The organism is Flavobacterium sp. FlaQc-47, from assembly GCF_044006475.1.
In the GTDB taxonomy this organism is placed as follows: Bacteria; Bacteroidota; Bacteroidia; order Flavobacteriales; family Flavobacteriaceae; genus Flavobacterium.
Genome location: NZ_JBIPCQ010000008.1, coordinates 229,518 through 242,763, shown reverse-complemented (window position 1 = coordinate 242,763; position 13,246 = coordinate 229,518). Strand labels below are relative to the sequence as shown.

Below are 13,246 nucleotides of genomic sequence, written 5' to 3'. Positions count from 1 at the left end.
TCAATTTTACTTTAATAGTGAAAGTATTTTATTGAAAACTTCATTGTTTTCATATACTCCCTGAAAATCCTGCGAATGTGGCCCATAAGAAAATATAGGAACCATCGTTGCAGTATGATCATTTGTTATAAAATCACCTTCGATTTTGTGCTTTTTTAAATTTCCCTGCGGAATGGCAAATCCCGAAGTTTCATGATCTGCTGTTACGATAACTAATGTACCTTCATTTTTATCAGCAAAAATAAGTGCCTGGGTTATAGCTGTATCAAAATCTATAGTTTCAGCCACTATTCCGGCAGCATTATTAACGTGTCCGAAACTATCGATCTGTGCACCTTCAACCATTAGAAAAAACGGCCTATTTTTTTTGCTTAAAAATTCAAGACTATATTTTGTAGCATCTGCTAATAATTCTCCTCTTCCTTCTAAAACTGACGGTACTCTGTTTTGAGAAATAAAAACACCAATAGCATCAGTAGTAGCAGTCTGCATTTCCTTAACAGAATCCAACAATTTAAATTTAGATTCTAATGAAGTATTTTTAAAAGTTGATGCCCCGCCTGCTACAAACAAATTCAATTCACTATTTAATAAATCTTTAGAAATTCCTTCTGTATCTGATCTTTCTTCTCTATGTGCGTAAAATGAAGCTGGTGTTGCTCCGGTAATTTCATCTGTAGTTATGATACCGGTAGAAAATTTTCGTTTTTGTAAAATTTCTAAAATATTAGGAATTGGTTTTCTTAAACTATCTGTTCCAATTGCTCTGTTATTTGTTTTTTGACCTGTTGCCAGTGCTGTTCCTGCAGCAGCAGAATCTGTTGTAAAATCATCTGCAGACTGGGTTTTTATAAAACCAATACTCTTTAATTGCGTTACCGATAATGCGCCACTATTGGCCAAAACAGCTGATGATATCTGCGATAAACCATTGCCATCTCCAATTAAAAGGATTACATTTTTTACCGGAATATCTTTTTGGTCTGTTTTGAAAGTTGGTGTATAAACTTTTGAAAAATTACTGGCTGTTACAAGCCTTTTGGGCAAGGATTCAAGATAATGAACGCAATTGTAGGGTGTGTCTGTATTGATAATATCTACTCCTAATTCTGAAAATGCTTTCCATGCCGTTTTTGTATCCGGAGCGCCCCAAAATCGGAAAGGCTTATTTGTTTTTTTTCCTTGAGAAATAATTGAGCTTACACGATTATGATCTTCTTCTGTTAATCTTCCCAAACCATTCCATTTCGAATATTTTTTAAAATCTACACTAACCATTGCCACTTTTTCCCAATTTTCCTTTGAAATAGATTGTCCTAATTCTTGAAAATCAAAGAAAATAAAATCAGGATATTTTATGTAAGTATCTGAATTAGGTCGGTTTCCGGATATTATGATTTTAATATTCTGATTATCCGTTATCGTTTTGTATTTCTTTAAAACAGCAATAAGTTTGTTGAGTGTTGTTTGAGCTTCGGTTTTAATATCAATTAATAAAAATAACTGCTGCTCTTTTTTATATTTCATCTGTAAAGCAGTTTCCAAAGGCTTTAAATACAAAGCTTCTATCGTTCTGGAATCAATTATATGTGACGGATCATGAGAAACATATAAATCATTATCTTTTAAAAAAATGTCGGCTTCTATAGATGTTGCTCCGTTTGAATAAGCATCCCAAAAATGTATCGTCTGATTATAATCGTTATGAGAATGTATTTTAACAAAATCCTGAGAATACAATTGGTTCCCTGCTCCAAAAAACGAAAGGAACAAAGTGATGAAAAAAAATGATGTCTTCATTTTAAAATAAATTAATAAATTTTGGGTAAACAAAAAGCCTATATAATGTGGGGCAAAAAAGGGCTTAATACGTTAGGATAACCTAGCTGTTAAATAAATCAGGGAAAATGACAGCCATTTTTCCAACTAAGGCTTCGAAAAAAAATAAAAACAGGTCGTCCTTAAACGTCCTGTTTTTGACACTAACACAAAGAAGACTGCTCATTTTACTGAGATGACATAAAATGAACAGCAGTCTTCAAAATAAAAAAACAAAACTTAAACTAGTATCCTTGATTCTGTACTAAATATCCCGGAGTATTTGAAGCTCCGTCAATTGCTACTTGAGGAATTGGGAATAGTCTTTTATTTACATCTGCATTCGTTTTTTCTGTCCACTTGTCTTCAAAATGTCCAAAACGAATTTGATTGGTTCTTCTTAAACCTTCCCAATAAAATTCAAAACCGTATTCTCTGTATAATATATCTAAACTGATCGCAGGAAGTGCAGCAGGAATTGGAGCACGGGCAGTTCTTGAAGTTCTTACCGTGTTCATATCGGCCAATGCACCTGAACTATCTCCCTTTCTTAATTTAGCTTCAGCACGCATCATAAAAATTTCTGCATATCTAAGCAATACCATATCTACGCTGCTGAAATAATTTCCATCAGGCGAAGTGTGGCTAAATTGGTATTTAGACACTCTGTATCCAGAATAGTGCATACTTCCTTCATTTGTGAAATCAACTTTTAGAGTAAGGTTCACATATCCTACATTTTTGTCCGGTCCGTTTCCTTTAATTTGTTTGACCGGGTAAATTCTATATCCGTCATCACATTTAAAAAATGCTCCGTTGGCATCTTTTCTTGCAGCCCATGGAATTCCTCTCATGATTCCTCTGTCAATTTCAAATTCTTCTGCTTTTACACAGTAGTAGTGATTCTGATCGTTTAGCGGAGAAAGTCCGGTAAGATTTTTTAAGTTTGCCGGTACTTTTGCATTGTTTTTATAAAATCTTGAATCAGCATCTGCAGGATCTACAGTTCCATAAGCATCAACCCATGTCTGATAAAAATCTGAAGTAATAGCCGGACCATCTGTTCCGTCTGCGTTAATAGATTCTGGTCTTGGAAACATTGATCCCGGAATTGACCAATAAGCCCAACGGTTGTTTTCGTCTTTTAAAACTCCTCGTTGGTCCATTGCAAAAATTAATTCTTTATTGGCATTATTAGCATCATCAAATAAGTCAAAATATTCCGGAGATAAACTGAATTTACCTGAGTTAATAATGTTGTCTGTATATTTTATAACCTTATCCATATCTGCAGCAGTAAATGCGGGTTTTCCGTAAGGATCGCGGTAAACAGCAGCATTTAGATTTAATCTGGCCAAAAGTCCCCAAACCGCAGCTTGTGTCATTCGCCCGGGTCCTCTTGTATTGTTAATAACATCTGCAACAGACAATAGCTCACTTTCTATATAAGTAACGGCATCTTGTCCTCTAAGAATTTCAGAAGTACTTGCTGATGATTCTTTCTTAAACACAAGTCCCCAGCTGTCTAATGTGAGCATATTTAAATACGCTCTAAGTGCTTTCATTTCGTAAAGTGCTCCTTGTGCATCTTTATTTCCGCCTTCTGCAAGTGGGGTTAGCACTTCGATAGCAGATAATGTTCTGGAAATGTTTTTAGTCATCTCATTCCATGTACTTGTAACCAAGTCATTTGTAGGCGTAGTAGTGTGTGCATGTACGGCTAAATACTTACCTCCGTCATACCAGTCTGTACCTCCTCTGTAAGGTAAAATACCTTCGTCACTGGCAATTAACTGTAAACCGAAATTATTTGTATGTATCCACGTAGCTTTTAATTGTCCGTAAGCCGGAGCAATTGCACCGCTTATTGCATCTGCCTGTCCTGCACCATCTAAGGATTCGTCGAGCACATTTTCTTCTAAATCTGTACAACTCCAGGTAAATAATAAACCTAATGCAAGAGTTGCTATTATTAATTTGTTTTTCATGTTATGTTATTTTTGATTAAAATGCCGCGTTTAAGCCAAATAAAACCGTTCTGCTTCTAGGGTAACTGAAGTAGTCAATTCCAAAAGACTGAATATCTCCAACTGAAGTTCCAGTATTTATTTCAGGATCATATCCACTATATTTTGTAATCACAAATAAGTTTTGCCCTGTAATAGAAAGACGTATATTGTCCATTACATTATCTAATCCTATCATTTTTGGGCTTATATTATACCCCATAGTTGCATTATTTAATCTCAGGAAACTTCCGTCTTCTAAATATCTTGTAGAAACGGTGTTAGAATTCGTAGAGGCTTCGTTTAAAAATTGTGAAGCTCTGTCAGTCGTATTAAAAGAATTGGCAAGATTTCCTCTGTTGAAAGAAGTCATGGCTACGTGGTTGTAAATTTTATTTCCGCCGGCACCATTAAAATTAAATCCTAAATCAAAATTCTTATACTTAAAATTCAAATAAAATGCATAAATATAATCTGGCAATGCGCTGCCGGCCACAACACGGTCATCGTCAAGAATTTTACCATCTCCGTTTGTGTCTGCAAATTGGTTTAAACCGTCAGGACCAATTCCTGTAAAGTTTAGCATATAAAAAGAACCTATTGGCTGTCCGTTAAGAACCCCGTTTATAGTAGCTCCGGATTGTCCGCCTCCTTGTGCTCCACCTGTTGTTAATATTTTATAAGGTGAGTTTTCTACTTTATTATCTGTTAAAGATATATTTCCACCTATGCTATAAGAGAAATCCCTGCTTTTGTCACTGCTGTAATCTAAAGCAACTTCAATACCGCTGTTTTTAATTTGCATATTCGGAATGTTTGTCCAATATTTTGATGTAGGCTGAATGGGATCTACCGGCGCTACTTCTAATAAAATATTTTCTGAAACTTTGTTGAAATAATCAACAGTACCTGATATTCTATTATTGAATAAGCTAAAATCCAGACCAATATTGGTTTGTGTTGAAACTTCCCATTGAATATTTGGATTAGCTAAACGTGTATAGATGGATCCATAAGGATATCCGCTTAAATCTGTAGTAGACGGATCTAACGGATACGTATCGTTTCCTGTATTACTTTCTGTATAACTTGCTTTGGTTATTTTTGAAGGAATCTCCTGAGATCCGGTTTGTCCCCAGCTTGCTCTTAACTTAAGATTGTTTATTGTTTCAGATTCTGCTAAAAAATCCTCTCTGCTAATATTCCAACCTAATGCAACCGATGGAAAATATCCATATCTGTTGTTTTTACCAAATTTAGATGAACCGTCAGCACGCATCGTTGCTGTAAGTAAGTATTTGTTATCATACCCGTAATTTAATCTTCCGAAGAAAGACTGAAGTTCGTTTTCTACCGCTGACGAAGCCTGAATTGTACGCTCACTTGCTGTTTCTATTTGATTTTTTGGTTCAACGCCATTATCGGGAAATCCGGATAAATTGTAACTCTTTTGACTTACCTGTATTTTTTGGTATGACTGACCAGCTAAAACGGTGAAATTATGAGCATTTGTAGTGAAATTATACGTTAATGTATTTTCGTATAAAATATTATTATTGTTCGTTATAATATTGTTCAACGAACCTAAAGTTGTATTTGTTGCTGATCTGTATGGTAAAACCTGTATGTCTCTTTCAGACATAGAATAATCAACTCCAAGATTAAATTTATAAGTTAATCCTTTTATAAACTCATATGATGGTACAATATTGGCCAAAATACGGTTGTTGTTTGTTTCATCAGAATAAAGTCTTTCGCTGATTAAAGGATTTAAAATATCATTACTTAAGTTAACATTTGGTTCTCCATTAACATAAACTGCGTCTGTAGGATTCATTGTCAACATGTTACCAACAATTCCTCTTGCATCTGGTCTTGAATTGTCAAGTTTAGTTGCTGTTAAATTAAACGTAATATTAAATTTGTCATCAAATGCTTTCTGGCTTAAGTTTAAACGTCCTGAATAACGTTTTAAATCACTATTTCTTAAAACACCTTCCTGATTATCAACACCTACAGATGCTGCATAGGTTGATTTATCTGTTCCTCCGCTCATCGATAAATTAACGTTTTGTGAGACACCAGTTCTGGTTAATTCATCCTGCCAGTCTGTATTTGCTCCGCCGTCTTGTAAATTTCCGTTTACTGCAACTACTTGTCTTCTAAATTCATCTGCGCCAAAAACATCCACTTTATTAGCTAAAGTTGAAAATCCGGTAGTCATATTAAGGTTTATTTTAGTCTGACCTTTTGCTCCTTTTTTAGTTGTGATTACAATAACACCATTTGCTGCTCTGGATCCGTAAATAGCAGATGCAGATGCATCTTTAAGTACCTCAATACTTTCGATATCCTGTGGGTTTATAAAGTTTAACGGATTTGAAGCCACTCCGTTATTAGAATTGTCCAGAGCAAATCCATCTACTACATACAAAGGTGTTGTTCCGGAACGCAAACTTCCAACTCCACGAATGATGATATCTTGCGAAGCACCAGGTTCACCACTTGCCGCAACAACGTTAACCCCTGCAACTTTACCCTGAATAAGCTGTCCTGCATTTGCTACGACACCTTTGTTGAAATTTTCACTTTTTACAGAAGATATCGCTCCGGTTACATCAGATCTTTTTTGAGAACCGTAACCTACCACTACTACTTCATTTAATGTACTGACTTCTTCTGCCAAAGAAACATTCAGTTTTTGGTTGACTGAAAAAGCAGCTTCTTTTGTTTTGAACCCTACGTAAGAAAAAACTAAAGTGCCTTCGTTAACCGCAACTTTAATTTTAAAGTTTCCGTCAAAATCTGTTGTAACAGCTCCTTTTGGTTCTCCTTTTATATAAACAGAGACACCGGGCACCGGTACTTTTTCAACATCAGAAACCACCACTCCTGATACAGTTCCCTGCGCATAGGAGAATGAGATACATCCTAAGGCAAGAATTAACAATGCATAAATTTTTTTCATTTAAAATACTTTTTAATGTTTTGCCAAAAGTATTTTATGAATACCGCCAATAGGAGGATTATTGTATTTCAAAAGTGGACTTTTAATTCAATTTAGGATAGAATTAATAACAAAAAAGGGTGTTTTTTGTTCAGTAACACTAGGCTAACTTTCCGTAAATACAGGGCTAACAGGAAAGTTAGGTGATATGTTCTTTATATTCCTTCGGGCTTTTTCCAAAATACTTTTTAAAAGAGCGCCCAAAATATTTTGGATCATTATAACCGCATTCAAAACTTACTTCGGATATATTTAATCTTTTCGTTTTTAGTAAAACTTCTGCCTTTTGCAATCGAAGAGACATTACTATATCTGAAGGCGACTGATTCAGCGTTTCTTTAAATAAACGATAGCATTTTACTCTCGAAATCCCCAAATGCTCGACAAGCATCTCTACATTAAATGAAGGATTTTGCAATTCCTCTTTAATTATTTCTAAGGCTCTTTTTAACAGTTTTTCGTTTGGAGTAACATGTTCATTATTTTCTGTTAGAATCTCAAATATTTTTTGCTGAATTTTATATTCTTTAAGTGGTTCTGTATTTTGATGCACCAAACGATCGATCTTTTTCCTGATAAAGGATGTACTGGCAGGTAATTTTATATGAGTATCAATGCCCATTTCAAATAACGGTTCGTCTATTTCATAATTAATATCCTCAGAGATATAAATCATTGGTATATTCAAATTTGTATTGTCTTTATCTCCCTTTAAAAAATTAATGAGCTCTTTTGATAAAATCGCCTGATAAAAAACCAGGGCAGCTATATCTATCTGCTTCATTATTGCATTTAAATTATTCACCGAACTTTCAAAAATTAAATTATAATTTTCGCTTTGCAAAACCTGATTTGCTGCGGGATTATTAAATGGATCACCAAAAACCAAAAGACACTTTTTATCAGAAGTAAATTGATCCTGATAATTAAAATTTTTCCATGAAATTGTTTCTTTGAAGTTGGTTTCAGCATCGATCACTTGTATTGGAATTCGCAAAATCATCTGAAACTGTTGTTCTGACGACGGAATAAATTCTCCTTCCAGATCCTCTAATAAAACCTGTAATGCTCTAAAATAGGGACTATAATGTATAATGTTGTACCAGTTGTTTTTTAAGATAATGCTATCTGAAACTGCCTTAATTTGTAAAAAATCATTTTCATACGTAATCGCAATATTCAGCGTACTATCTTTATCCGAATATTTACTAAAATCATTAAAAAAGTATTGTAATGCCAGTTTTAAACGCAAGATATCTACAAGAGCAACACAATCTTTACTATCTATTTCACAATTAAAATTGACCTGATTAAGCTCCAGATCCTTCTTTAATTTTTCGACATTGTTTTTTAAAACCGGAAACAAATCTGTGGCTGTTTTTTTTATAGATCCCAGATCTTTAACATGTTCCAGATAATTCCATTCTGAAATAAGATTTACCAATTTACCGGATTCTGACATTAAAGCCCGCTGTGTTTCTGTATCTTTTTTAAAGGAACCCGAAATTTCAAGTATTCTGGTGATTGGATCCTGAAATTCAGCCAGCATAAAAGTCTTAAACTTTTCGATTTCAAAATTTTCATTTTTAAAATTACTGTGAAGAATCAAAAGTTTTTCTTTTTGTTCTTCTATTTTTTTATTTTTTTCATCGAGTTCTATATTAATTTCTTCCAGGTTTTTTTTCTGATTTTCAATAACATTCGTACGAGCTGTTACCTGTTCCTCTAAATACTTTTGCTGAGCAAGGGCCGTTTTGTTTTTAAAATAAACTATTAGTATACAAATCAGCAGGATAAAACCAGATAACAATATATAAAACAGTATCGATTCATAAAATGCCTTTTTAATATGCAGTTTAAAAAATGCCGGTTCGGGTAAGCCATTTTTACCCTGTTTGATCAAAAAGGTATAATTTCCGGAAGATAAATTTGTATATTCTATTTTGTTGTTAAAACCTAAAAGAGTCCATTGTTTATCTTTGCCTTCCAGTTTGTAATAGATATTATTTTTAGTGTTGTGAGGAAATAAAACAGGAATGACATCAATTTCTAATTCGTTGTTACTATAACTTTTTTCAATCGTTGCCGGATGATTTTCGCTGCCATCTATTTTTAATTTTACTTTTGCTTTTAAATTTCCAGGGTGAAGGTTACTTGGATTAAAATAATTAAGCCCTTCTACACCTCCAAAAAACAAATTTCCTTTAGAATCCTGATAATATGCTCCTTCAGAAAATTCTGGTGCCTGCCATCCATAGTCGGGATTATAAGCCGTAACGGTATATTTTTTTTTATCGATAGAAGCAATTCCTTTTGTGGTACTAATCCAAACCTTATTTCCGTTGTCTATAAGTCCATATACCATATGGCTCGGAAGTCCTTCAGACTCTGTAATATTTTTTACTACACCTTTATTTTTATTAAAAACAGTTACGCCGCCAAGAGAAGCAATCCAGTAATTATCTGATTCATTATCCAGAAATACAGAGTAGATACTATTGCCTAGAATTCCATCTTTGGTAGAGATTTTCTTTAAAGTACCGGTCGTTAAATTAAATACAAGTACTCCATTATTTTCGGTAGCGAGTATAAGATTTTGATTGTTTTTTTTAACACACCTGATATTGTATTTATTTAATAATTCCTCTCCCTTAAATTTTTCAAACTTACCCGTTATCAAATTAAACTTAGCCACCCCTCCCCAACATCCCATCCAGAGCTGCTTGTTTTGATCTTCATATATAGAGTAACATCTGTTTAAAGGCATACCTTCTATAGTACTGTTCTCGTAACTGATGGATGTATTTCCTGAAATGCGCAAAATCCCCTTATAAGTTCCTGCCCAGACTATTCCGTCACTTGAAGTAAACAATGTTCTGATACGTTCCCAATCCGGATCTGAAGAGGCTTTGTCTATTTTGAATTTTTCAAAAAAATGGGTTTTATCATTGTAGCAATAAAGTCCCTTTGTATAATAACCTAACCAAATTTTGCCTTTACTGTCTTTGGTAACAGCTCTAATGGTTTCATTGGGCAAATGAGGTTCTTTTACAGGATGTGGCATCACTGAATTTATTTTTTCAGATCCGGTATAGGCCATACTCAGCCCCCCGTCTTTTTGGCCTAGCCAAATATTTCCGAAATCATCTTCGTGAAGTGTTTCAATTTCATTATTTTTAAAACAATAAGGGGTATACAAATCAGAATTAAAGTGTTCGATATTGTTTTCTTTAAATTCATTTGTTATGATATACAATCCATTATCCCGAGTAGCAAACCAAATATTTCCTGTTTTGTCTTTTAAAATATCGTTGATAATCAATTTAGGATGTTTTCGCAGCAAGATATTTTTTAGGCTGCCTAAATCTACTTTTTTTACGTTATGATTTGGTATTTCAACAAAAGCCTTATCTTTAAATTCATAATATCCTGTTTTTGTTTCTACTACGATATTTCCTTTATGAGATAACAGAATATTTTTTGGAGTACTTTTAAACCTGAATTCTACAAATTCACTATTCCCTAAATACTTATTTACATGCCCTTCTTTACTAATGAGCCAGATAAAACCCGCTTTATCCTTTTGTAATTTCGTGATATAGTTACTGGAAATTGTTTTATCATCATTAAAATTATGTTTGAAAATTTTAAAACTATACCCGTCATAATAATTAAGACCATCCCAGGTAGCAATCCACAGACCACCGTCTCTGTCGCTTTCAATATCAACTACAGAATTATTAGATAATCCCCGGCTTGTTGTAAAGTTTTCAAATTTTATCTGCTGCGCAAATGAACTTATTGTAAAAAGACAGCATAGTAGTAGAGCCCTTATCATTGTTTGTTTTTTAACTCACAAGGATACAATCACCAGTTTACTTAAACATAAAATATATGTTAAGTTAAAAACTTTTCATTTTTCCTGAAAATGTGCTGTAAATTTATAAAGGCAAAAAGATTAGTTAAAAGGAGCGTTAAACTTTAGAGATTAGGCGGATATAAAACTACTGACGGAAAAGAGGTTTTTAGTCCAACTAAAATCTTATTTTTAAATAAGACTTATTCCTTATGGGCCTCAGCAATCCAATTATAGATTTCAGTCTGTGCGCGTCTTGGTTCCTCCATGTTCAAAGTATCCTGTTCATTATTTCCTTCGGAATTTATGATTCTCTTTTTTGTATTGTCCTCTAGTTGTAACTGAATAATTGTATTAATTTCTGCCATGTGTTTTTGATCGTACAACGGAAAAGCAACTTCTATTCTTCTGTTTAAATTTCTGCTTAACATATCAGCAGATGACAAATATATTTTTTCATCACCATTATTTGCAAATTTATAAATTCTCGAATGCTCTAAAAACATATCTACAATGCGATAGATTTCGATATTTTCTGACACATTACTAATTCCGGGCAATAAAGTGCAAATGCCGCGTACGATCATTATCACATCAACACCTGCGTTGCTTGCTTCAATTAGTTTATCAATAATATCTTTCTCATCAACTCCATTTACTTTTAAAAAGATATAAGCTTCTTTGCCGTCTTTTTTATTTTCTATTTCGTTGTTAATCAATTCTATTAAGCTATCCTTCATATTAAAACCCGCTGCCAGAATATGTTTTGGCATTTCTGCTTTTTTCTTGGTTTTTAAAAATGTAAAGACTTTTTTTAAATCATCGGCATATTTTTTTTCTGAAGTAAAAAATCCAAAATCAGAATAAATATTGGCTGTACTTTCATTAAAATTTCCAGTCGATAAATAACTGTAGTGTTTTTTATTTCCATATTTATCTTTCATGGTCACCATCGCTACTTTAGCATGAACTTTTAAATTGGGCATGCTTTGAATGATTTTTATGCCGGCATTTTTCATTTCACGTGACCAGAATAAATTATTATACTCATCAAAACGCGCTTTCACCTCAACAAAAACAGTTACTTTTTTACCGTTTTTGGCGGCACTTATCAAAGCATTTGCAATTAATGATTGTGATGAAATACGGTATAGCGTAATTTTTATCTCCAAGACGTTTCTGTTAATCGCCGCCTGATTAAAAAATTGCAATACATAATAATAGGATTGATACGGAAAATGAAGTAATTGATTTTGCTTATCAATAATTTCAAAAACAGACCTGCTGCTTTCAAAAGGCAGATGTTTTAGACCTGGATAATTTTCTCCCTGAAGATTTGGTATAACAGGATTGGGAAACTTGAATAAATCATAAAAATTATGATGGCTTCCTCCTTTTATCATCTCCTCTTTTTTAAGGCGGAAAGCTTTTTTACATACTAAAATTGTTTCCGGATCCATATTAGAATCATACAGGAATCTTGTTGAAGAACCTCGTTTACGTTCTTCGATTTTTTGTTCAATTTTTGCTATCAGATCTCCTGAGCTTTCATCTTCTATCAGGTAATTTTCATCACGATTTAATTTTATTGCATTACAGGAAACCACTTTTCCTACAGGAAAAATAAGGGACAAACAATTTCGTATTATCGTATCAATAGAAATAATATAATGCCTGTCTCTCTCACTTTGCAATTGTTTAAATCGGTCCAGTTTGTCCGAAGGAATATTCAGGTAGGCATAATTATAGTTACCTGCACTGTCTTTTAATTTTACCAGAAAGTATAAACTCCTATTGTTTAAAAAATAAGTTTTAGGATGATTTACTGCAATATAAATTACCTGAATGTAAGACAAAATAATACTTTTAAAATAGTATTCGATCTCGTGCAGATGCTTTTCTAAAAGCTCTTGATTTTCATAATACACAATATTATTATTCGCTAATTCAGGCAGGATTGAACTCCTCCAGATTAATCCAAATCTATTTTGCTGAAGATTTACTTCTGCCAGAATTTGATCCAGTAAATCTGTATTTTTTTTTGAATTTTTAATCAGCAGTTTTCTGATTTTTACCCTAAAAAATTCATCCAGGTTCGACGAATGAATCGCTAAAAACTTAATTCGTTCGTATAAAGAATTATTTACATCATCGGCTTCATCCAAAATACAGTTATTAAAAGAAAGCCACGAAATTTCTGAAGGTATAAGATAGTTTTGCACGTTTTAGAAGATACTATTATAATAGAATAAAATTGGTTTATAACTTATTAATACACCGGTAAATTACAGGAATAATTATCTTAAAATATACTACAGACAGGCAGTTAACTATAATTTAATTTATACTTAACATATCCTGTTGATCGACTTATTCTTACCATAAGTTAGGTGTAGAGGCTCTTAAAGCTCTAATTAGCATAATTACATATCCACGTTTTAGGGACTCAGCAAACAACAAATAATCCTATTCCTGTTAACTTTTTGTTAACGGTATTGTAATACAAGCAGTATAGTACGATTTCTCCTTTTCAGTACTTACAAGTAGTAAGAATTATAA

At 33.2% G+C, this 13,246-nt stretch carries 5 protein-coding genes; all 5 read right to left on the bottom strand.

The features are described from left to right. Positions 1-6 precede the first annotated feature (6 nt). The 5 genes from ACHRVX_RS21755 to ppk1 all read right to left on the bottom strand — a co-directional run bounded on the left by ACHRVX_RS21755 (position 7) and on the right by ppk1 (position 12,909). Positions 7-1,800: an alkaline phosphatase gene (locus tag ACHRVX_RS21755; protein WP_395336228.1), complete on the bottom strand. Its 1,794-nt coding sequence runs from the start codon at positions 1,798-1,800 to the stop codon at positions 7-9. Positions 1,801-2,063: 263 nt separating this feature from the next. Next, positions 2,064-3,806, bottom strand: coding sequence for a RagB/SusD family nutrient uptake outer membrane protein (locus tag ACHRVX_RS21750; RefSeq protein ID WP_395336226.1), 1,743 nt, complete (start codon positions 3,804-3,806; stop codon positions 2,064-2,066). Positions 3,807-3,822: 16 nt separating this feature from the next. Beyond that, positions 3,823-6,792, bottom strand: coding sequence for a SusC/RagA family TonB-linked outer membrane protein (locus ACHRVX_RS21745; RefSeq protein ID WP_395336224.1), 2,970 nt, complete (start codon positions 6,790-6,792; stop codon positions 3,823-3,825). 178 nt (positions 6,793-6,970) lie between these two features. Beyond that, positions 6,971-10,669 (bottom strand): AraC family transcriptional regulator, encoded by a 3,699-nt coding sequence (locus ACHRVX_RS21740; RefSeq protein WP_395336222.1) that lies wholly within the window; start codon positions 10,667-10,669, stop codon positions 6,971-6,973. A 221-nt stretch (positions 10,670-10,890) separates the two neighbouring features. Beyond that, complete coding sequence (gene ppk1, locus ACHRVX_RS21735; protein ID WP_395336220.1) at positions 10,891-12,909, bottom strand: polyphosphate kinase 1; 2,019 nt, start codon at positions 12,907-12,909, stop codon at positions 10,891-10,893. Positions 12,910-13,246: the final 337 nt, after the last annotated feature.